Below are 21,478 nucleotides of genomic sequence, written 5' to 3' on the forward strand. Positions count from 1 at the left end.
ACTTTGAACCAATTAATAACAAAAGAGCATCTATTATTTTTAGTAATAGGAGGATTTTCAATACTTCTTACTGCTGAATTAGCCTATTTTGTTGGACAAATAGTGAGCGATTCGCTCATAATTGCTAAACTTAATCCTGTATTTATTATTAGCGTTAAAGCCTTTGTTCGCCTAGTCATTTATATACTTTCTGTCTTCTTAATTTTAAAGTTAATAGTTAAACGAAAACGATTCAATAAAGCGAATCTCAAAACATTAATAATTGGGATAATTGTAACTTATGCAATAGTTCAAGTTTTTCAAATTCTTTATGGCATATATGGCATTTCAAGTTTAGAAAACTATAGTACAGCAGCAATCGATTACTCGAAATATCTTAAGGAAAATTACTTTATTCTAATTATTTCATCAATTGTATATTATTTTCAACTGCTACTTTTTGCTCTTATCATTATAAATTATACCATAAAAGATGATTAGTAAACTCAATTTAGAAAACATACTGTTCTTGGACATAGAAACCGTTCCTGAAATGGAATATTTCTCAGATTTAGACAACACCAAACAAGAGCTTTGGGAAGCAAAATCGCGCTATCAAAGAAAGGATGAGTTTACAGCCGAGGCATTTTATGACAGAGCAGGCATTTGGGCAGAATTTGGGAAAATAGTTTGTATTTCAGTTGGGTATTTTAAACTAGAAGGCGCATCTAGAACCTTTAGAGTAACCTCGTTTTATGGCGATGAAATAAAACTATTAAAGGACTTTAAAAATTTATTAATTACGCATTTTAGCTCAAACAAACATTTATTATGCGCTCATAATGGTAAGGAATTCGATTTTCCATACATCGCAAGGCGAATGATTATTCACAACATAGAATTACCGTATAAACTAAATTTATTTGGCAAGAAACCTTGGGAAGTACCACACTTAGACACTTTAGAACTCTGGAAATTTGGCGATTACAAAACCTATACATCCTTAAAATTATTAACCAATGTATTAGGCATTCCCTCACCTAAAGATGACATAGATGGCAGCGAAGTTTATAATGTTTATTATAAAGACAAAGAAATAGATCGCATTATAATCTATTGCGAAAAAGATACCATTGCTGTAGCCCAAATTTTCTTAAGATTACGAGGAGATGAGTTACTTCACGACAATGAAATAAAACATGTATAATTAATAAAACAAGATTAGAACTTCAGTTATGACAAACTTACTAGAGGTCAATAAATTAAACATATCATTCTATAAAAATAATATTGAAAAACAAATTATTAAAAATATTTCATTTCAATTACAACAGAATGAAATCGTCGCTGTAGTAGGAGAATCTGGTTCTGGTAAGTCTATTTCGTCGCTTGCGCTAATGGGTTTGCTACCTAAACGTATTTCAAAAATTACTTCTGGATCAATTTTATTTGAAGACCATGACTTAGTTGCACTATCTGAAAAAGAATTTCAGTCGGTAAGAGGCAACGAAATAGCTATGATTTTTCAAGAACCTATGAGTTCCTTAAACCCTTCCATGCGATGTGGCAAACAAGTAGAAGAAATCTTAAAACAACACTGTGATTTATCGCGTTTAGAACTAAAAACGGAAGTCTTAAATTTATTTGATAAAGTAAAACTTCCAAATCCAAAACGGATTTATGACGCATATCCTCACGAAATTTCTGGTGGACAAAAACAAAGGGTAATGATTGCTATGGCTATTTCTTGTCAACCTAAATTATTAATTGCTGACGAGCCAACGACAGCTTTAGATGTTACGGTTCAAAAAGATATATTAGAATTGTTAAAAAGCATTCAATCTGATACAAAAATGAGCGTGCTTTTTATTTCTCATGATCTGTCTTTGGTCTCCGAATTAGCAAATCGTGTATTAGTGATGTATAAAGGCGAAATCGTAGAACAAGGAACAACAACTGCTATATTTAACGCGCCAAAACATAATTACACTAAAGCATTAATAGCAGCTAGGCCTTCTACAGACTTTAGGTTAAAACAATTACCTACGATCTCAGATTTTATGACCAATAGTGTAAAAACTTCAATAATATCTGAAGCAGATAGAAAATTAAACCACAAGTCCTTATATCAACAACAGCCACTTTTAGAAATTATAGATGTAGAAAAAACGTACATTACAAATACTGGATGGTTTTCTAAAGATTTAGAATTTAAAGCAGTGAATGGCGTAAGCTTTAAAGTGTATCCAGGTGAAACTATTGGATTGGTTGGTGAGTCTGGCTGTGGAAAATCCACATTAGGAAATGCTATTTTACAATTAGATAAAGCTACTTCTGGACAAATATTATACAAAGGGAACAATATCGTTAACCTAAAACGATCAGAAATGCGAGCCTTACGAAAAGATATTCAAATCATATTTCAAGATCCGTTTGCCTCATTAAATCCTCGTTTAACCATAGGCAATGCCATTATTGAACCTATGCAAGTCCATAAGATAGGAACCTCTAACAAGCAACGAAAAGAAAGCGTATTAGAGCTACTAGAAAAGGTAGGCTTAGACGCTTCTGCTTTTGACAGGTATCCACATGAGTTTTCTGGAGGCCAAAGACAACGTGTAGGAATAGCAAGGACTATTGCTTTAGAACCAAAATTAATAGTGTGTGACGAATCGGTTTCTGCTTTAGATATTTCCGTACAAGCGCAAGTATTAAACTTATTGAATACCTTAAAAACACAATTTGGCTTTACTTATATCTTTATTTCACACGATTTAGCCGTTGTAAAATATATGGCAGATCAATTGCTCGTAATGAATAAAGGAAAAATTGAAGAAATTGGAGACGCAGACCACATTTATGCCTCACCAAAACAAGAGTACACAAAAAAGTTAATTCATGCTATTCCCAAAGGATTATAGCATGAATACTTTTTTGGCTAATTTAAAAACATTTGAGACTAACTTCAAAGTGTCTTCTAAAACTGAAAATTCTTGATCTTCATTTAAATTTTTTTCTGGTAGATTTGATTTTGATTTCATAAGCGGTAATTTATGGTAGATTTAGGGCAAAAAGGTAAATTTCGTTTTATGTTAAAAAATCAGGTTAATTCAGTTTATTTGTTTGGGACTGCAATATGACATATATTTTCAATATATCAGATAAAATACATTATAAATCGATGAAATACATCTTTTTTTAACATTTTAAAGATATATTGAGGAAATTACGCACAAAAAAACCACTAAATCTAGTGGTTTAAATCATCTGTCTAAAATGGTTTTACAATTCCATTTCAGGTATATTGCCATCAACAATTAAGTTACCTTCGGTTGCATTTTGTATGTCTTCAACTGTAACACCTGGAGCACGCTCTAATAGCTTAAATCCATTTTCTGTAACCTCAATTACGGCCATATTTGTAACAATTTTCTTTACACAACCAACACCAGTTAAAGGTAGAGAACATGCATTTAGTAGCTTAGAGGCTCCTGCTCTATTGGTATGCATCATGGCTACAATAATATTTTCAGCGCTAGCTACTAAATCCATAGCTCCACCCATTCCTTTTACCATTTTTCCAGGTATTTTCCAATTGGCTATATCTCCATTTTCCGAAACTTCCATCGCACCTAAAATGGTTAAGTCTACATGTTGTCCTCTAATCATAGAAAAGCTCATAGCTGAATCAAAAAAGGATGCACCTGGTAAGGTTGTTATTGTTTGTTTTCCTGCATTAATGATATCGGCATCTTCTTCACCTTCAAAAGGAAAAGGACCCATTCCTAAAACACCATTTTCGCTTTGAAACTCTACTTCAATATCATCTCTCACAAAATTGGCAACTAAGGTTGGTATACCAATACCTAAATTAACATAGTAGCCATCTTTTACTTCTTTTGCGATACGTTTCGCTATTCCGTTTTTATCTAACATAACTATGCTTTTTGTCTTACTGTTCGTTGTTCTATTCGCTTTTCAAAATGTGCACCTTTAAAGATACGTTGCACAAAAATTCCTGGGATATGAATTTCATTAGGGTCTAATGTACCAACTGGTACTAATTCTTCAACCTCAACTACGGTTATTTTCGCAGCACCACACATATTAGGATTAAAATTACGCGCTGTGCCTTTAAAAATTAAATTTCCGGCAGCATCACCTTTCCATGCTTTTATAAAGGCAAAATCTGCCTTAAATGCATATTCTAACACATACATTTTACCATCAAATTCTCTTGTTTCTTTACCTACTGCGACTTCTGTACCAAAACCTGCTGGTGTATAAATTGCCGGAAAACCTGCTTGTGCGGCTCTACAACGTTCTGCTAAAGTACCTTGTGGAATCAATTCTACATCTAATTCACCTGAGAGCATTTGACGCTCAAATTCGTCGTTTTCACCGACATAAGAAGACACCATTTTTTTAATTTGTTTTTGCTGTAGTAACAAACCCAAACCAAAATCATCTACGCCTGCATTATTAGAAATACAAGTCAGTCCTTTTACGTTTAGTTTTACAAGTTCTGCAATGGCATTTTCGGGAATTCCAGATAGGCCAAAACCACCAAACATAAAGGTCATATTATCAGTAACACCTTGCAGTGCTTCTGAAATATTATCTACTTTTTTGTTAATCATATTATTTAAAAATTTAGCTTTTTAAAAATACGAAACTAAGTAGTTACTTTATAATTTATAAGAGTTAAATGTAGGTGTGACTATTACTTAAAATTAGAAATCAGGATCAAATTCATCACTAGGACTGCCATTGCCTCCTATATCGCCTTCATCTCTAGCTTCACAATTGATATCAATTTTTAAGTTTGAAGGTTTTTCAAATTTACCGTCGGAAACATCTAAAGTTTTATCTGCGTAACACGCTTTCATAAATAATCCCCAAATTGGTAATGCCATTGAAGCGCCTTGACCATAGTGAATAGTTCTAAAGTGAGCTGCTCTATCTTCTGCACCTACCCAAACTCCTGTAACCAAATTTGGCACCATTCCCATAAACCAGCCATCACTTTGATTTTGGGTTGTTCCCGTTTTACCAGCAATTGGGTTTTTTAATTCATACGGATAACCTGTCATTATTGATTTATAAACTCCTGATTTAGCTAAATAACTAGAATTATGTCTTAGACGTTTACCAGAACCTGCTTGTGTAACACCTTCCATAAGATTAATGGTTACATAAGCAACTTCTTCACTTAATACGTCCTTACTTTCTGGTGCAAATTGATATAAAACCGTTCCGTTTTTATCTTCTATTCTAGTAACCATAACGGGTTTGTTATAAACCCCTTTATTGGCAAACGTAGAATAAGCCGCAACCATCTCATAAATACTAATATCTGGTGTTCCTAAAGCGATAGCTGGCACAGGAAGTATTTCTGCTGTTATACCCAATTTTTTTGCCATTTGAACTACAGGTTGTGGTCCAATTTCGTTCATTAAACGTGCTGTAACCGTATTTGTAGAGCTCGCTAGTGCATCTTTTAAAGTTTGTTTGCCAGAATAATTTCCGTCCGAGTTTTTAACCGTCCATGGTTCTGGATTTCCAAATTTATTGGCTTCAATAGTAATCTGTGTTCTAGGAAATGAATCACATGGCGAAAATTGTAACTGATCTATTGCTGTAGCATAAACAAACGGCTTAAACGTAGAACCAACTTGTCTTGCTCCTTGCTTTACCATATCGTATTGAAAGTGCTTATAATTCATACCACCAACCCATGCTTTTACGTGTCCTGTTAAAGGATCCATAGACATCATACCTGGTCGCAAAAAGGATTTATAGTAACGCATAGAATCTATTGGCTTCATAACAGTGTCTACTTCACTTGCCTTACCATTAACCCATTTAAAAACGCGCATTTCTGTTGGCTTCTCAAAGGAAGCTCTAATCTCTTTATCTGATTTACCTTGTTCTTTAAGAACTCTCCATCGTTCACCACGCTTCATACCATCATTCATTAACTTCGTAATCTCAGCTTGATTAAGCTCTCTAAATGGTGGTGTTTTATTGTATTTTGGGGTATTTTGAAAGTCAAACTCAGCTTGTAATCTTGGCATATGCTGAGCAACTGCATCTTCTGCATATTGCTGCATACGCGAATCAATGGTAGTAAACACCTTTAAACCGTCACTATATAAATCATACTTACTGCCATCAGGCTTTCTGTTTTTTTCATCCTTTGCCCAATCTTTCATAAACCCTCTTAGATATTCTCTAAAATATGTAGCAATACCTTCACGATGGTTTTCTGGTGTAAAATCTAAATCTAATTCTGTTTTTTGTAATGAATCTTTTACTTTTTCTGTGATATATTCATACTTAAACATTTGAGCTAAGACAACATTACGTCTATTTTTTACACCCACTGGATTTCTTGAAGGAATAGGATTGTATAATGATGAATTTTTGAACATGCCAACTAACATCGCAGATTCTTTTATTTCTAAGTCTCTAGGTTCTTTATTAAAATAAATATTTGATGCCGAACGAATCCCATCACCATTATTTCCAAAATCATAAATATTAAAATACATGGCAATAATTTCTTCTTTGGTATATTGACGTTCTAAACGTATAGCAATAACCCATTCTTTTATTTTTTGGGTTAAGGCTTCAAATACATTACTAGATCTAACACCTACAAACAATTGCCTAGCAACTTGCTGAGATATTGTACTTGCACCACCACTTCCACCTAAGCTTGTAATTGCTCTTAAGGTACCTCTAGCATCTATACCTGAGTGGTCATAAAATCGTATATCTTCAGTAGCCACCAAAGCATCAACCAAATTTTTTGGTAAATCTTCATAGCCTATTGGCGTTCTGTTATCATCAAAATAAAATTTACCTAGAGTTTCTCCATCTGAAGAAATAATTTCTGTAGCTAAATTAGTTTCTGGGTTTTCTAACTTCGTATGATCTGGCATTTTACCTAAAGCGCCCCAAGATGCTAACAGGAATAATAATACAACAGATGCTATACCACCTAAAAATATAATCCAAAACCAACGAATGTATTTTGTAAAATCTAAAACTTCTGATTTAGTTGTTTTCTTTGTTGCCATACTTACTACTTTTGAGCCTGTTCTACTCTAAAACCAATATCTGTTATTCCTTTTAAATTCTCTACACCATTAACGTCTCCATTATTTCTCATAGCATGTTGTATACTAACTGTATATTCTCCAACTTCTTTAAATGCAAATGGTGTTTTATATCCTCTAAACCAAAGTTTATTTTCTTTTATATCAGTAAACCCTGTTCCCAAAAGCTCTCCATTTGGTGCAGCCATTTTATACTCTAAAGTATCTTTAACAGCTTTTCCGTTTGGATAGTTTAATTCTACTAAAAGAAATAAATTACTAAACGCATAATCATTTGTATTTCTTAGATTAACGTACAAGTTGTAGTTATTTATTGTGTCTGGAGCTTTAAAATTAAAACTTATAATAGCGTCTTTGTTCCATTCATTTGGCACTGATTGATACTCATCAAATACAGCATTTGAGTCGCAACTTGCAATGAATAAACAACTGATTACAACTAAAAATAATGATTTATGCTTTTTTAGCATTGGGTTTATCATTGGTTTTGGCTTTTGGTTTTTGTTTGCGATTTCTATTTTGAGTTTTAGCTTTGTTATTGCGGTTTTTATTTCCGTTACTACTGTTACTTCTACTCTTATTATTACGATTGTTTCTAGTATTTTTACGTTTCTTATTTGATTTTGGACTATCGAAACGTGTTAAACTATCTTGGCCAACCACATTCTCAAACTCATTTTTAGTGTCTTGTATATGCTCAGCCGCGTATTCTTCTAAACTCGCAACCTTTTCTTTTTTCTTATTCTTTTCTATAATTTCATTAGCTTGGTCTGTAGTTATAACATGCCAATTCATCCATTCACCTTCATAAGCATACCACATTAATCCCTTAAAAATATCCGTCTTTTGGCAAACTGCATTTCCTTTTTCTGTATATAGCTTTACATCAGATTTAGGAAACGCTTTTAGTGCATCTAAATAGGCGTCTAATTCATAATTTAGACAACATTTTAACTTACCACACTGACCTGCTAATTTTAAAGGGTTTAACGATAATTGTTGGTAACGAGCAGCAGAAGTGCTTACGGATCTAAAATCAGTTAACCATGTAGAACAACACAATTCTCTACCACAAGAACCAATACCTCCAAGTCGTGCTGCTTCTTGTCTAAAGCCAACTTGTTTCATTTCTATACGTGTTCTAAACTCACGTGCAAAAACTTTAATCAGTTCTCTAAAATCTACACGTTCTTCTGCAGTGTAATAAAATGTGGCTTTACTTCCATCACCCTGAAATTCTATATCTGAGATTTTCATCTTCAGATTTAAATCTATAGCAAACTGGCGCGCTTTCACCTTCATTGGTTCTTCTTTGTCTCTAGCAGCAGACCAAATATCTATATCTTTTTGTGAAGCCTTTCTATATATCTTTAATACATTTTCTGCGTCATCTAGTTTTATTTTTTTGCGCTTCATTTGTACACTAACCAGCTCTCCTGTAAGTGTAACCATACCAATATCGTGACCAGACTTTGCCTGTGTTGCCACAATATCTCCAATGCTTAAAGTAAGGTTTTCAGTATTTTTATAATAGTGTTTTCTTCCGTTTTTAAAACGTACTTCTACACCAATAAACGGTTTTTGTCCGTTTGGAAGCGACATATTTGCTAACCAATCAAAAACAGTGAGTTTATTACAGCTATCTGTGCCGCAAGTCCCATTGTTTTTGCATCCTTTTGGTTGGCCATCTTCTCCAGTTGCACAACTGTTACAAGCCATAAAAATTTTATATATTAAATCTAGAGTCTTTAAAAATCTAGATATAGGATTCGTAAATAATTAATGAGTAAAGATAAAATTATTTATGGACTTCTTAAAGTATACTTATTTAAGATAGAATATTTTAATTATTTTGAATCAAAATTATCAAAAATGTTACGGAGATCTTTTTTAAAAGGCAAATGATCTGCTCGTCCCTTTTTAAAAATATCATTACTGTTACCTTGCCCTTTTCTTAAGGCTTTTTGCTCCTCATATGGCAGTCGGTTTATTTCCATACAGTTTGAAGAACAGCAATTTTCCATTTTTTCTTTACAAGACTCACATTGTATAAACAATAAATGACAGGCTTCGTTAGCACAGTTAGTATGTAAATCTGCTGGCTCACCACACTGATGGCAATTAGCAATAATATCATCTGAAATACGCTCTGAACGACGTTGATCAAACACAAAATTTTTACCAAGAAATTTGTTTTCTAAACCTTCAGCTTCAATTTGCCTCACATAGTTAATGATACCACCTTCTAACTGAAAAACGTTTTTAAAGCCTTTATGTTTGTAATAAGCACTGGCTTTTTCACAACGAATACCACCTGTACAATACATTACAAGTTTCTTGTCTTCTTTATGTTCTCTTAAATCTTCTTCTATTAAATCTAATGATTCTCTAAAGGTATCCACATCTGGCGTAATCGCATTTTTAAAATGCCCTATTTCACTTTCGTAGTGATTTCTCATATCTACCAATACCGTGTTTGGATCCTCAATTAGTTCGTTAAATTTTTCGGCATTAACATGCACACCTTTGTTTGTTACATCAAATGAATCATCGTTTAATCCATCGGCAACAATTTTATGACGCACTTTCACTTTTAACTTTAAAAACGCAAAATTATCATGCTCAACAGCAATATTTAATCGTACATGTTCTAAAAACGAAATGGTATCTAAATGCTGTTTAAAAGCTTCAAAATTTTCAGCTGGCACAGAGAGTTGTGCATTGATTCCTTCTTTTGCCACGTAAATTCTACCTAAGACATCAATGGCATCCCAAGCTAAAAATAAATGGTTTCTAAAAATTTCGGTGTTATTAATTTTGGCGTACTTGTAGAAAGAGATTGTTAAGCGTTCTTTTCCGGCTTGTTCAATGAGTTCTGCTCTTTCTTTGGCACTTAAGTTATTGTACAGTTGCATGCTATACTAATTTTAAGGTTAAAGAATTTATTGAGCCGCAAAGATATCACTTTTAGTGAAATGCCTTTATATTAAACAGAAAAAAGCACCTTGAATACTCAAGATGCTTCTAGATTAACTTTCTAACTTAAAACTTAACTTAACAAGTTAATCTTCATCGGCTTCACAATTGTTGAGGGATACTTACAAAATGAAATATTCATTTGATATGACAACAACTGAAACACCTAATACGTTTCTAATTTCTTTTTTTAGATAAGTTCCTTATAGTTTTATACATAAAACCAACCTAAAAACTTAGAGGTTACTAAACCCTAAAGTGAACTTCAGGGTTTAATTGTAACGCTTTTCATAGCAATTTTTTCCTTTTTCATTTAATAGATGCAAAAAGTGTAAAAGGGTTGCGTATAAAAATCGAAAAAAAATAATTTCTTTTAGAGTTATTATTCATCGAGAAATGAAATAAATAAAATAAGCCGTATTTTTGAAGTCAGATTAATTCAGAAAAAAAAGAACAAATGAGTAGCGAAAAAGATGCAAAATTAAAGGCTTTAAAATTAACCTTAGACAAGTTAGACAAAGCATACGGAAAAGGAACAGTAATGAAAATGAGCGATCAAGCTGTGGTTGATGTTGATGCTATATCATCTGGCTCATTAGGTTTAGATATTGCATTAGGCGTTGGTGGTTACCCAAGAGGCCGTGTCATTGAAATTTATGGTCCAGAATCTTCTGGTAAAACAACCTTAACATTGCATGCCATTGCAGAAGCACAAAAAGCAGGAGGCATTGCTGCATTTATTGATGCAGAGCATGCTTTTGACCGTTTTTACGCTGAAAAGTTAAACGTTGACATCGATAATTTAATAATTTCTCAACCAGATAATGGTGAACAAGCTCTAGAAATTGCAGATAATTTAATTCGTTCTGGTGCTATTGATATTGTTGTTGTAGATTCTGTTGCTGCTTTAACACCAAAAAGTGAAATTGAAGGTGAAATGGGAGATTCTAAAATGGGACTGCATGCACGTTTAATGTCGCAGGCTCTTAGAAAATTAACGGCTTCTATTAGCAAAACTAATTGTACTGTTATTTTTATTAACCAGTTACGAGAAAAAATTGGAGTTATGTTTGGTAACCCAGAAACAACCACTGGTGGTAACGCCTTAAAATTCTATGCTTCTGTACGTTTAGATATTAGACGATCTACACAAATAAAAGATAGCAATGGTAATGTAATGGGTAACAAAACGCGTGTTAAAGTGGTTAAAAACAAAGTGGCTCCACCTTTTAGACTTGCAGAATTCGATATTATGTATGGCGCAGGTGTCTCTAAAGTAGGAGAAATTTTAGATTTAGCTGTAGAACATGATATTGTAAAAAAGAGCGGTTCTTGGTTTAGTTATGGCGACACAAAACTTGGTCAAGGAAGAGACGCTGTTAAGCTTTTAATACAAGACAATCCAGATTTAATGGATGAGTTAGAAGATAAAGTTAGAGCCTTCATTAATGAGTCTAACTAATTTAAAAACTAAAAAAATCCTGAAAACTCAGGATTTTTTTAGTTTTAGACGCAACCATTTTGCTTTTTTTACATCTATATATAAATTTGAGGATTTAGTATGAAAAAAATTGCCCTATTATTTATATTTATACTTACTATGACTTCTTGTAGTCTAGATGATAGTGTTAGCGAGAATTTTTATTTAGAAGTTTTACCTATTGAGAGTGTTGACATACCTGAATATTTTGTTCAAGGAGAAAGTTATGAAATCTTTGTTTCATACACTAAACCAAATTCTTGCTATTATTTTAATGACTTTATTTATGAAATAGATGGTCACGAAAGAACAGTTGGTATAGTAAACACCGTATACATAAATAATACAGCCGTTTGTGGAGGTCAACCAGAACAAGTTACGGTAAGTTTTGATTTTTTAGTCAATGGATCTGAAACATATATATTTAAGTTTTACCAAGGTGAAGATGAAAATGGTGAAGACCAATATTATTTAGTAGAAGTTCCCGTTATGGATGGAAGACAGTTTTCTCTTCAAACAGCAAAAGACTAATTATTAACTAAACCCTCGACTCATGTGAGTTTAAATCTACTCATAAAAAATTGTATTAATCAAAATGCTGAAGCTCAAAGCCAATTATACAAGCAATTTGCAAGTAAATTATTTTCGCTTTGTCTTAAGTATTCAAAAAACTATGCAGAAGCAGAAGATAATTTGCATGATGCATTTATAACTATTTTCAGTAAAATAGATCAATACAATAATAAAGGGTCTTTTGAAGGTTGGTTAAAACGTATAGTGATAAACACATCATTACAACGTTATAGAGAAAATGTTGGAGTTTATGATATTATTAATGAAGGAAATATAGAAGATGTATCAGTAGATATTAATGAAGGTGACGTTAGTATTGAATATTTATTAAAAATAATTCAAGAATTACCAGATCGATATAGATTGGTATTTAATTTGTATGTATTAGATGGATATTCGCATGTTGAAATAAGTGAGTTAATTAATATTTCTACCGGAACCTCAAAATCTAACTTAGCGAGAGCAAGAATGATTTTAAAAGATAAAATTGAAGCCTATAACGCGTCTACCCCAAATTCGCAGAGCATATAAAAATGAAAGAGAATAAAAACATAGATCGCCTTTTTCAAGAAAAGTTTAAAGACTTTGAAATAGCACCTGACGATGCCGTATGGAATCGTATAAGTGATAGCCTTCCTAAGAAAAAGAAGAAAAGAAGAGTTGTTGCACTTTGGTGGCAAATTGGTGGTATAGCAGCGGCTATTGCTTTATTATTAACTGTTGGTATTTCCGTATTTAATTCTGATGACAATAACTCAGATCAATTCCCTGTTGTTAATACGGATCAAAACGATACTAATCCTAATTCTGAAAACTCTAATAACACTATAAAAACAGAACAAGATAAGTTAAAGGTTAACTCTACAACCATCGCTAACTCAAATTCTGAATTAGAAGAGACTCCTAATACAACAAACGCTATTAATCACCATAAGGCGACTGAAAACCAAAAAGCAAGCACAATTGCAGAACATTCAAATTCAAAATCTAACAATGTTGTAAATACTTCTAAGACCAAAGCTTCGTCTCTTGCTGCTCAAAAGCGTAATAAATTAGCAGGAAGCACAATTACTAAAGACAATACAGACAAGGTCGCTAGCCAAACGACTTCAAGTTCTATTATAAAGACAGAAAACAAAATACAACTCAAATCTGAAACAGAACGCAAATCTGCAATCAAAACAGCAATTTCCAATTCTGAAAATGTTGTTTACGAAAAGCATTCTTCAGAAAACCAAAATTCGGAATCTACAACTTCAGTCACAAATAAGACAGAGAATAACGACTCAGAGCATTCAATAGATATAGATAAGACTATTGAAAAAGAATCTATTGTAGATGCAATTGCAGAAAACAATGAAAGCATTAATGAAGAAGAAAAAGAAAATGAACCAAGCAGGTGGAGCGTTGCACCTAATGTTGCGCCTGTTTATTTTAATTCTTTTGGTAAAGGTTCTTCAATAGATATGCAGTTTAATGATAACGCTAAAAGCAGTGATATTAATATGAGTTATGGTATTGCTGGTAGCTATTCTATTTCAAAAAAATTAAAAATTAGAGCTGGTATTAATCGTGTTAACTTAAACCAATCAACTTCAGATGTATATGCCTTTACAGGAGCAGAAACTGCTGCTAGAGGTATAGAGGCAGAATATAAGAACATCACTTTTAACTCTAACGAAAATCATGTCTCGTTAATGAGTACTACAATGATGAACAGATCATCTATTCCAGAAGTTTTTAATACCAAAACTGCGGGTGAGATTGATCAAAAATTTGGATTTATTGAAGTTCCTGTTGAACTCGAATACAATGTACTAGATAAAAAGTTTGGCGTTAATTTAATTGGTGGATTTAGTACCTTTATTTTAAATAATAACGAAATTTATGCAGATGTTAATGGAACCACAACATTAATTGGAGAAGCAAACAATATTAACACTACTAGTTTTAGTGCCAATTTTGGTTTAGGTATGGACTATAATGTCTCTAAACAATGGCACATTAACTTAGAACCGACTTTTAAATACCAAATTAACACCTTTAGTAATACCACAGGTAATTTTAAACCTTACTTTATTGGTTTATATACTGGTTTAAGTTATAAATTTTAGGTTATTGCAATGCTACCAATGGTAGATTAAAAAAAGCTATGATGAATGCAATGATTTTAAAAGCTACTCCTGGTTAGAGTAGCTTTTTTTTGTGTTCAAAACAAGCGCTTTTAAAATGAGCTCTCTTGTTTTTTCATTCAATACCTTAGTGTTTTCATTTGTTAAGCCAACTGTAGGAATAAATTTATGAATCTTAGCACGCATTTTTCCAGGACTACCACTAAAAAACGTATAAGAAAAACGCTTTTTGTTATCGTAAAATGTGATAGGCACAATAGGAATTTGATGATTTATAGCTAATCTAAAAGCGCCATCTTTAAAAGCATCTAACAAAATATGTTCTTCAGGTACACCACCCTCAGGAAAGATACAAATACTTACACCTTGCTTTAAACGTCGTTGTGCTCTCAAAAATACAGCTTGCCTACTTTTAGCACTACTGCGATCTACTAAAATACATGTACGTTTATAAAAAAAACCGAATAATGGAATTTTTGCCAACTCTTGTTTACCAACAAATACAAAAGGGTTTTTTACTGCTACCAACATTAACATAATGTCTGCCATAGATGTATGATTGGCCACAAACATATAACTCTTCTTTGGATTTGGAGTTTCTGCTTTTTCTATCTTATAAACAAAACCCATCCCTATTAATATAAACTTAGACCAAAGACGAGCCAACTTAAAAAATAGCGGATACCATTGTTCCCTTAAAATAGAAATAATTAATATAGGAAACATTACAATAATAGGAATAGCTACTAAAATGTAGAACCAAATCCTATATAAAACCCAAAATGGATATTTAAAAACTGCCATAGCACCAAAACTAGTTAATTATTTTAAACGGCTTCTTATAGTTACGCTAAAAAATTTACCTTTGTTTTTTATTTATCAATTTAAAAAGGTACCTGTTTTCGCAGGTAATATTATGGCAAGAATTTTAACAGGTGTACAAAGTACAGGAACGCCACATTTAGGAAATATATTAGGCGCAATTTTACCAGCAATTGAGATGGCAAACGACGCTAAAAACGATTCGTTTCTCTTTATTGCTAATTTACATACATTAACACAAATAAAAAATGCTGAAGAATTAAGATCTCACACATATTCTGTAGCAGCCACTTGGTTAGCCTGTGGATTAGATATAGAAAAAACAGTATTTTACAGACAAAGTGATATTCCACAAGTTACAGAATTATCCTGGTATTTAAGCTGTTTTTTTCCTTATCAGCGTTTAACTTTAGCTCATGGCTTTAAAGATAAAGCCGATCGTTTAGAAGATGTAAATTCTGGGCTATTTACCTACCCAATGTTAATGGCAGCAGATATACTATTGTATGATGCCGAAATTATTCCGGTAGGTAAAGACCAATTGCAACATATAGAAATGACACGCGATGTCGCTTCTCGTTTTCATGCAAAAATGGGAGAAGCCTTTGTATTACCTAAAGGTAAGGTACAAGAAAATAGCATGTTAATTCCTGGTACTGATGGTGAAAAAATGAGTAAAAGTAGAGGGAACTTTATCAATATATTTTTACCAGAAAAACAACTTCGAAAAAAAATAATGTCTATTGAAACAGACAGCACACCTTTAGAAGACCCAAAAGATTGGGCGACATGCAACTGTTTTGCTATCTATAGCTTATTAGCATCTGAAGAACAAATTACAGAAATGAAAGCCAATTACGAGGGTGGAAATTATGGATATGGCCATGCTAAACAAGCATTATACGAATTGGTATTAAAGCGTTTTAGCGAAATAAGAGAACGATACGCTTATTATATGGATAATCTTGACCAAATTGATGCTGCGTTGGCTAAAGGCGCTGAAAAAGCTAAAATAGTAGCTGATGATGTTTTAGAACGCGTTAGAGCTAAGGTTGGGTATTAAACAAGCATGTTTTTAGCGGTTATTTAGAATAAATAATACAATTAAATGTGACCTTTTCTAAATAGCTTCAAACAACTTTCCTGGAAGCGGTCTTACCACACCTTTCAATTCCATATTCAATAAAATGCCAGCAATTTTATACGTTGGCATTTCGCATTTAATAGCAATAACGTCTAACAATTCTTTGTTGTTTTCTTTTAAAAAATTGTAAATAATTTTCTCATCAGGTTCTAGTGCTACAAACAACTGATGTTGCACAGCGGGTTTTTCCTTTGGTTCTAACTCCCAATTTAACATATAAGGCACATCTAAAGGATGCGATAATAAATGTGCTTTTTGAAATTTTATCAAATTATTACAACCTATACTCTGGCTGTCTGTAGTTCTTCCTGGTACAGCAAACACTTCTCTATTATACGAATTAGCGATGTCTGCTGTAACCAAACTACCACCTTTTTCTGCAGATTCTATAACAATAGTGGCTTCACTGAGACCTGCAATTATTCTATTTCGTTTTAAAAAATTATTGCGATCAAAAGGGTCTGAACTCCAAAAGTCGGTATAAAATCCGCCATGATTCTCAATATCTGCTACATATTTTTTATGCACTTTAGGATAGATCTGATTTAATCCATGAGCTAAACAGCCAATGGTTTGTAAATTATGTTTAACAGCCGCTTTCTGAGCCGTAATATCGGTTCCATAAGCAAAACCAGAAACAATAATAGGGTTAAACTGTGATAGCGTCTCTACCAACTTTTCACAAAATGCTATTCCGCTAGTTGTTATTTTTCGGGTGCCAACAATACTAATTATTCGTTGTTGTTTAATATTAATGTTTCCGGATTGAAACAAAATTATAGGGCCATCGAGACAATGCTTTAAGCGTTCGGGATATGTTTCTTCTGTAAAATAATGCGTAACAATGTTATGGTCTTTTATAAATCGAAGTTCATTTTCTGCTTCTACTAAATGCGTTTTATCAAAAAGTCCTTGAATGGTAACGCTACCTATTCCATCAATTTTTAAAAGTTTAGATTTTTTTTCTTTTAATACAGCTTCTGCAGAACCACAATGATTTATTAATTTTTTTGCAGTCGTCGCTCCAATCTTAGGTACGTGTTGTAATGCTAACGCATATATAAGTTGTTGTTCTGTCATTTAAAAGAATACTTTTGCTACTAATTTAACATAACTATTAAAACAAAACTGTAAGTTTTTCTTATTTTTACTTGATAAATAGCAACTTATGAAAATTCATTTTAGTTTTATCTTAATTATTTTGTTTGCTTTTTCTGTTTCAGCACAAACATCAAAAGTTAATCGTATTGACGATGCTATTACAATTAAGCCTAGATTAAATTTAATAGATTTAAGTGATGCGTCGTTATCAATGAATAATCTCCAAAATTTCAAAGATTTTCAATTTTCGCAAAATATTGAAACACCAACTGAAGAATTTAATATGCGTATATCTTATATTGATATTAAAAGAAACGGTGTGTTGGTATTTTCATCTAAGGACTTAAAAAAGAGCTTTTTTCAAGACTTTAACTTGTCTTACAATCGTTCTCAATTAAAACGATTACTGCCTCGTCTTCCGGATATTTCAGATTTTACACCTTGTTTTTAGATCCTAAAAAAGCAAAAAAATGTTGCAGTGTTAATAACTCTATACTTGATTTTTTTTATAGAAGTTAAAAAAAATTAACTTTGCTCCACATGCATTTAGAAAATTACATTAGCGACTTATTATACAGATACGATTGTGTGACTATTCCTGAGTTTGGAGCGTTTTTAACACAACGTGTATCAGCAAAATTACACGAAACTACGCATTCGTTTTATCCTCCTAAAAAGGCTTTGTCTTTTAACGAGCAACTACAACAAAACGATGGGTTGTTGGCTAATTATATAGCTGAAGTTGAAAAAATCCCATACCTAACGGCTTTAAATAAAATTTCTAATCAGGTTAAATCTTTTAAGTCATTTTTGGGTGAAGGAGAAATTGTTCAACTAAAAAATATTGGAGATTTAAGTTTAAATGCAGATGGAAAAATTCAGTTTAATCCATCTAGCCAAATTAACTACCTTACGGATGCTTTTGGTTTATCACATTTTACCTCTATTGATATTGATAGAGAGATTTATTTAGCAAATGTTGAAGAGATTGAGGTAAATTCTCCTATTGTTTTACATCCAGAAAAGCGATCTAATAGAAATTGGATGAAATATGCAGCCGCTGCTGTTCTATTATTGGGACTTGGTGGTTTTAGTGCTATGACGTACTATAATAATACCTCAATAGAAAACCACAATCAGTTGGCACAAGAACAAGCTAATGAGGAACTAGACGCAAAAGTACAAGAAGCAACTTTTGTAATTAGTAATCCATTACCTGCAGCCACTTTATCTATAGAAAAACAACAAGGGAATTACCATATTGTAGCTGGTGCTTTTAGAGTTGAAGCTAATTCTCTAAAAAAGGTAAACCAACTTAGAGCAAAAGGCTATAAAGCACGTGCTATTGGTACAAATAGATATGGATTGCATGAGGTGGTTTATGCAAGTTTTATTTCTAGAGAGGAAGCACAACGCGAATTATATAAAATTCGTAAAGCGCACAACCGTGATGCTTGGTTATTGATAAAAAAATTACAGTAACCTTTTCTTTTTTTTAATTCAGAATCTTTACTCTGCAATATAAAATCAATCTATATTTGCACAAATTCTTAATATCCTTATGCAATCTAGAACTGCGTCTCAATCTAAAACTATTGTAACCGATTTAGTGTTACCAAGTGAAACCAACCCAATCAATAATTTATTTGGTGGCGAATTATTAGCTCGTATGGATAGAGCTGCTAGTATTTCTGCTAGAAGACACTCTAGACGTATTGTTGTTACAGCTTCTGTAAATCATGTCGCATTTAATAGATCTGTGCCCTTAGGAAGTGTTGTAATGATTGAAGCCAAAGTTTCTAGAGCGTTTTCATCATCGATGGAAGTTTATATGGACGTTTGGATAGAAGACAGAGAGTCTGGCGAATGCGTTAAAGCCAATGAAGCTATTTATACGTTTGTTGCTGTAGATGAAACCGGAAGACCTGTAAAAGTACCAGAATTGATACCTGAAACAGAATTAGAAAAGCAACGTTTTGATGCCGCTTTGCGTCGTAAACAATTGAGCTTATTATTGGCAGGAAAAATGAAACCAGATGATGCTACTGAACTTAAAGCACTTTTTGATTAATACTTAGCTAACCAAGGTTCTGGATTAAGAACTTGATCGTTTTTATATATTCTGAAACCTAAAAGTGATTCGCCAGATAATTTGTTAGCGAAAACTTTACCTATTACTTGCCCAGTTTTTATTTTATCGCCTTTCTTAACCTTAACTTCAGAAAGGTTCATATAAACCGTTAAATAACTACCATGTCTTACGAAAATTGCAGGATTACCTCGTTTCATCACGTGGATTTGAGCAACCACACCATTAAAAACAGCTTTTACATCAGAGTTAGCGTCCGTTGCAATGTAAATACTTTTATAATTTTGAGTAATAGAGTTATCTGTTAATGAGCGTCTTTTTCCAAATTTCCCCTTAATAACGCCTCTAGAAACTGGCCAACCTAATCGTCCTCTATTAGATTCAAAATTTGCAGATAGTTTTTTTGCTTCTGGTGTTTCTACAAACTTACCTTTGGCCGATGTTTTACCCGTTTTCTTATTTGCAGCAGCAATGGTTTCTTTTATTAATCGATCAATCTCTTTATCTAATTGTGCCGCTTCTTGCTTTTTCTTTTTAATCTGGGCTGTAAATTTTCCCATTTCAGATTTAATAGAGGTCATTAACTCTTCTCGCTGTTTTAATTCGCCTTCTAATTCACGTTTAGCAACTCGGTTTTCTTCAATTAGTTTTTGCTTGTCTTCTTTCTGCTTATTTAATTGAACATTTAATACCTCTAATTCTTTAGTTTTAGCCTTTATGGCAACACCTTGTTCCTTTTGATAATTAGAATACTGTTTTATGTATTGTAAGCGTTTGTAGGCTTGCTGAAAGTTGCTAGACGACAATAAAAACATCACTTTACTTTGCTCAGACTTACTTTTATAAGATTTTACAACCATGGCAGCATAATCATCTTTAAGCTCTTTTAGCTGCGTTTTTAAACTAGCAATTTCATTTTGATTGCTATTGATCTCTCGCGTCAATAAATTAGCTTGTTCGTTAGTTATTCTTATTAAATTTTTACGAACGCTTACTTTATAGTTGATGTCTTCAATGAGTGTAATTGCAGATTTCTGCTCTTTCTTTTTACTATATAATAATGCATTTATCAGCTTTATTTCTTTTAGTTTTTGCTGACGTTGTGCCTCCAGTTCTTTTTGCTTATTACTTTGCGCAAAACCTATTGCTGTAGAAAATAAAAACCCTAACATAAAAACGATATATGTTAGTTTTTTAATTGTCATATTTCTATGCGATTTCTCGTTGATCATGTTTTTATCTGTCTAGATGACAAACCATTATTTTATTACTATTTCTTTATAACCTGAAGGGATTTTAAATGGAAAACGCACTTCATCGTTCAAAGATACGGATTTAAACGCCATAGCAACGGCAACTTCATTACTATCATCAACGGCAACAATTCTAATGTTTTTAGGAATGATTTCTTCATCTATTTCTTGATATGAAGCGTAATCTACTTGTAGCATTCGTTTTTTTAATGGTTGTTGCAGTTGTAAACTATCCATTTTAAAGTGCGATGGGTTTAATAAATAAAACAAATCCATAAGTGCACTTTGATCTTTAGGACTTACTGCGTAAGAATTTCCACTTAAAGCAACCTGATGTGGTTGTTCTTTAAGGTCAAAAATAGCCTGACCTAATAAGATATTCTGTACTTTCATAAAATCTAATTCAATACCAACAACATCACTTAATAGTTTGTAATCGCCATCAAAATATTCATTATCTATTTTATTATAAAATCTTACTTTATCTGGTGTGATCATCATACGAGCCAAACCCAAAACAGATTCGCTTAACCAAATTACTTTATCTTTTTCTATACGCAGTGTAAAACCTGCACCTTGCGTTTTATCGTTCTGCGTTATGTCTATTTTTACTCTAGCCTTTAGCGTATTAAACGCAGTGCTATTTTTTTCGTGTTGCTTAATGACTTGTTTTACAGAAAGCTTATCACTGGCTTTACCTGAGGCAATTACGTTTTTTGTAGAATTACAACTCAACGTAAATAGAATGAGTAAAATACCAACACTCACCTTTGCTTTTTTATATATTTGGGTTAACTCCATTGCT

At 32.6% G+C, this 21,478-nt stretch carries 21 protein-coding genes; 11 read left to right on the forward strand and 10 right to left on the reverse strand.

Annotated features, from left to right (window positions below):
• The first annotated feature begins 3 nt into the window (after positions 1-3).
• From HNV08_RS00295 to HNV08_RS00305, 3 genes are read left to right on the forward strand one after another with little or no spacing between them, the layout of a single operon-like run.
• Entirely contained in the window at positions 4-480 is a 477-nt protein-coding gene (locus HNV08_RS00295; RefSeq protein ID WP_173279121.1) for a hypothetical protein, read from the forward strand.
• On the forward strand, positions 473-1,186 hold the full coding sequence (locus tag HNV08_RS00300; protein WP_173279122.1) for a 3'-5' exonuclease: 714 nt from the start codon (positions 473-475) through the stop codon (positions 1,184-1,186). The genes HNV08_RS00295 and HNV08_RS00300 overlap by 8 nt, the downstream gene beginning before the upstream one ends.
• Positions 1,187-1,214: 28 nt before the next feature.
• Positions 1,215-2,900: an ABC transporter ATP-binding protein gene (locus tag HNV08_RS00305; RefSeq protein ID WP_173279123.1), complete on the forward strand. Its 1,686-nt coding sequence runs from the start codon at positions 1,215-1,217 to the stop codon at positions 2,898-2,900.
• Between the two features lie 361 nt (positions 2,901-3,261).
• On the opposite strand, the gene HNV08_RS00310 is transcribed toward HNV08_RS00305, so the two are convergent.
• From HNV08_RS00310 to trhO, 6 genes are all read right to left on the reverse strand, one after another.
• A complete protein-coding gene (locus HNV08_RS00310; protein WP_173279124.1) occupies positions 3,262-3,915 on the reverse strand; it encodes a CoA transferase subunit B in 654 nt (217 codons plus the stop codon).
• 2 nt (positions 3,916-3,917) lie between these two features.
• Entirely contained in the window at positions 3,918-4,619 is a 702-nt protein-coding gene (locus HNV08_RS00315; protein ID WP_173279125.1) for a CoA transferase subunit A, read from the reverse strand.
• 93 nt (positions 4,620-4,712) lie between these two features.
• Positions 4,713-7,064, reverse strand: coding sequence for a penicillin-binding protein 1A (locus HNV08_RS00320; protein WP_173279126.1), 2,352 nt, complete (start codon positions 7,062-7,064; stop codon positions 4,713-4,715).
• A gap of 5 nt (positions 7,065-7,069) precedes the next feature.
• Positions 7,070-7,573 (reverse strand): gliding motility lipoprotein GldH, encoded by a 504-nt coding sequence (locus HNV08_RS00325; RefSeq protein WP_173279127.1) that lies wholly within the window; start codon positions 7,571-7,573, stop codon positions 7,070-7,072.
• Positions 7,557-8,822 (reverse strand): PSP1 domain-containing protein, encoded by a 1,266-nt coding sequence (locus tag HNV08_RS00330; protein ID WP_173279128.1) that lies wholly within the window; start codon positions 8,820-8,822, stop codon positions 7,557-7,559. The genes HNV08_RS00325 and HNV08_RS00330 overlap by 17 nt, the downstream gene beginning before the upstream one ends.
• A 128-nt stretch (positions 8,823-8,950) precedes the next feature.
• Positions 8,951-10,018, reverse strand: a complete 1,068-nt coding sequence (gene trhO / locus HNV08_RS00335) for an oxygen-dependent tRNA uridine(34) hydroxylase TrhO (RefSeq protein ID WP_173279129.1) — start codon at positions 10,016-10,018, stop codon at positions 8,951-8,953.
• Between the two features lie 518 nt (positions 10,019-10,536).
• On the opposite strand from trhO, the gene recA reads away from it, so the two are divergent.
• The 4 genes from recA (at position 10,537) to HNV08_RS00355 (ending at position 14,246) form a co-directional block, all read left to right on the forward strand.
• A complete protein-coding gene (gene recA / locus HNV08_RS00340) occupies positions 10,537-11,541 on the forward strand; it encodes a recombinase RecA (protein WP_173279130.1) in 1,005 nt (334 codons plus the stop codon).
• Positions 11,542-11,640: 99 nt separating this feature from the next.
• Positions 11,641-12,090, forward strand: coding sequence for a hypothetical protein (locus HNV08_RS00345; RefSeq protein WP_173279131.1), 450 nt, complete (start codon positions 11,641-11,643; stop codon positions 12,088-12,090).
• Between the two features lie 24 nt (positions 12,091-12,114).
• Positions 12,115-12,663 carry an RNA polymerase sigma factor gene (locus HNV08_RS00350; RefSeq protein WP_173279132.1) on the forward strand — a complete coding sequence of 183 codons (549 nt, stop codon included), beginning with the start codon at positions 12,115-12,117 and terminating at the stop codon, positions 12,661-12,663.
• Positions 12,664-12,665: 2 nt separating this feature from the next.
• Complete coding sequence (locus HNV08_RS00355) at positions 12,666-14,246, forward strand: hypothetical protein (RefSeq protein WP_173279133.1); 1,581 nt, start codon at positions 12,666-12,668, stop codon at positions 14,244-14,246.
• Between the two features lie 63 nt (positions 14,247-14,309).
• Here HNV08_RS00355 and HNV08_RS00360 read toward each other — a convergent pair whose 3' ends face one another.
• Complete coding sequence (locus HNV08_RS00360; protein ID WP_173279134.1) at positions 14,310-15,068, reverse strand: lysophospholipid acyltransferase family protein; 759 nt, start codon at positions 15,066-15,068, stop codon at positions 14,310-14,312.
• Between the two features lie 112 nt (positions 15,069-15,180).
• Here HNV08_RS00360 and trpS point away from each other — a divergent pair, with 112 nt between their 5' ends.
• Positions 15,181-16,149 carry a tryptophan--tRNA ligase gene (trpS, locus tag HNV08_RS00365; RefSeq protein ID WP_173279135.1) on the forward strand — a complete coding sequence of 323 codons (969 nt, stop codon included), beginning with the start codon at positions 15,181-15,183 and terminating at the stop codon, positions 16,147-16,149.
• A 57-nt stretch (positions 16,150-16,206) separates the two neighbouring features.
• On the opposite strand, the gene dprA is transcribed toward trpS, so the two are convergent.
• Complete coding sequence (gene dprA, locus HNV08_RS00370) at positions 16,207-17,310, reverse strand: DNA-processing protein DprA (protein ID WP_173279136.1); 1,104 nt, start codon at positions 17,308-17,310, stop codon at positions 16,207-16,209.
• Positions 17,311-17,398: 88 nt separating this feature from the next.
• Between dprA and HNV08_RS00375 the strand changes: the two genes are divergently transcribed.
• The 3 genes from HNV08_RS00375 (at position 17,399) to HNV08_RS00385 (ending at position 19,402) form a co-directional block, all read left to right on the forward strand.
• Positions 17,399-17,782: a hypothetical protein gene (locus HNV08_RS00375; RefSeq protein ID WP_173279137.1), complete on the forward strand. Its 384-nt coding sequence runs from the start codon at positions 17,399-17,401 to the stop codon at positions 17,780-17,782.
• 89 nt (positions 17,783-17,871) lie between these two features.
• Positions 17,872-18,813 (forward strand): HU domain-containing protein, encoded by a 942-nt coding sequence (locus tag HNV08_RS00380; RefSeq protein ID WP_173279138.1) that lies wholly within the window; start codon positions 17,872-17,874, stop codon positions 18,811-18,813.
• A 79-nt stretch (positions 18,814-18,892) separates the two neighbouring features.
• Positions 18,893-19,402: an acyl-CoA thioesterase gene (locus HNV08_RS00385; protein WP_173279139.1), complete on the forward strand. Its 510-nt coding sequence runs from the start codon at positions 18,893-18,895 to the stop codon at positions 19,400-19,402.
• Here HNV08_RS00385 and HNV08_RS00390 read toward each other — a convergent pair.
• Complete coding sequence (locus tag HNV08_RS00390) at positions 19,399-20,652, reverse strand: murein hydrolase activator EnvC family protein (protein WP_241697148.1); 1,254 nt, start codon at positions 20,650-20,652, stop codon at positions 19,399-19,401. The two genes, HNV08_RS00385 and HNV08_RS00390, sit on opposite strands and share 4 nt — an antisense overlap.
• A gap of 27 nt (positions 20,653-20,679) precedes the next feature.
• Positions 20,680-21,474: a DUF4292 domain-containing protein gene (locus HNV08_RS00395; protein WP_173279140.1), complete on the reverse strand. Its 795-nt coding sequence runs from the start codon at positions 21,472-21,474 to the stop codon at positions 20,680-20,682.
• Positions 21,475-21,478 lie beyond the last annotated feature (4 nt).

The organism is Winogradskyella eckloniae (genome assembly GCF_013249045.1).
In the GTDB taxonomy this organism is placed as follows: Bacteria; Bacteroidota; Bacteroidia; order Flavobacteriales; family Flavobacteriaceae; genus Winogradskyella; species Winogradskyella eckloniae.

Bases quoted from the DNA above. Each gene is read 5' to 3' on its own strand.
- HNV08_RS00300 (WP_173279122.1), top strand. From the start codon at position 473: ATGATTAGTAAACTCAATTTAGAAAACATACTGTTCTTGGACATAGAA.
- HNV08_RS00305 (WP_173279123.1), top strand. From the start codon at position 1,215: ATGACAAACTTACTAGAGGTCAATAAATTAAACATATCATTCTATAAA.
- HNV08_RS00310 (WP_173279124.1), bottom strand. From the start codon at position 3,915: ATGTTAGATAAAAACGGAATAGCGAAACGTATCGCAAAAGAAGTAAAA.
- HNV08_RS00315 (WP_173279125.1), bottom strand. From the start codon at position 4,619: ATGATTAACAAAAAAGTAGATAATATTTCAGAAGCACTGCAAGGTGTT.
- HNV08_RS00320 (WP_173279126.1), bottom strand. From the start codon at position 7,064: ATGGCAACAAAGAAAACAACTAAATCAGAAGTTTTAGATTTTACAAAA.
- HNV08_RS00325 (WP_173279127.1), bottom strand. From the start codon at position 7,573: ATGCTAAAAAAGCATAAATCATTATTTTTAGTTGTAATCAGTTGTTTA.
- HNV08_RS00330 (WP_173279128.1), bottom strand. From the start codon at position 8,822: ATGGCTTGTAACAGTTGTGCAACTGGAGAAGATGGCCAACCAAAAGGA.
- trhO (WP_173279129.1), bottom strand. From the start codon at position 10,018: ATGCAACTGTACAATAACTTAAGTGCCAAAGAAAGAGCAGAACTCATT.
- recA (WP_173279130.1), top strand. From the start codon at position 10,537: ATGAGTAGCGAAAAAGATGCAAAATTAAAGGCTTTAAAATTAACCTTA.
- HNV08_RS00345 (WP_173279131.1), top strand. From the start codon at position 11,641: ATGAAAAAAATTGCCCTATTATTTATATTTATACTTACTATGACTTCT.
- HNV08_RS00355 (WP_173279133.1), top strand. From the start codon at position 12,666: ATGAAAGAGAATAAAAACATAGATCGCCTTTTTCAAGAAAAGTTTAAA.
- HNV08_RS00360 (WP_173279134.1), bottom strand. From the start codon at position 15,068: ATGGCAGTTTTTAAATATCCATTTTGGGTTTTATATAGGATTTGGTTC.
- trpS (WP_173279135.1), top strand. From the start codon at position 15,181: ATGGCAAGAATTTTAACAGGTGTACAAAGTACAGGAACGCCACATTTA.
- dprA (WP_173279136.1), bottom strand. From the start codon at position 17,310: ATGACAGAACAACAACTTATATATGCGTTAGCATTACAACACGTACCT.
- HNV08_RS00375 (WP_173279137.1), top strand. From the start codon at position 17,399: ATGAAAATTCATTTTAGTTTTATCTTAATTATTTTGTTTGCTTTTTCT.
- HNV08_RS00380 (WP_173279138.1), top strand. From the start codon at position 17,872: ATGCATTTAGAAAATTACATTAGCGACTTATTATACAGATACGATTGT.
- HNV08_RS00385 (WP_173279139.1), top strand. From the start codon at position 18,893: ATGCAATCTAGAACTGCGTCTCAATCTAAAACTATTGTAACCGATTTA.
- HNV08_RS00390 (WP_241697148.1), bottom strand. From the start codon at position 20,652: ATGATCAACGAGAAATCGCATAGAAATATGACAATTAAAAAACTAACA.
- HNV08_RS00395 (WP_173279140.1), bottom strand. From the start codon at position 21,474: ATGGAGTTAACCCAAATATATAAAAAAGCAAAGGTGAGTGTTGGTATT.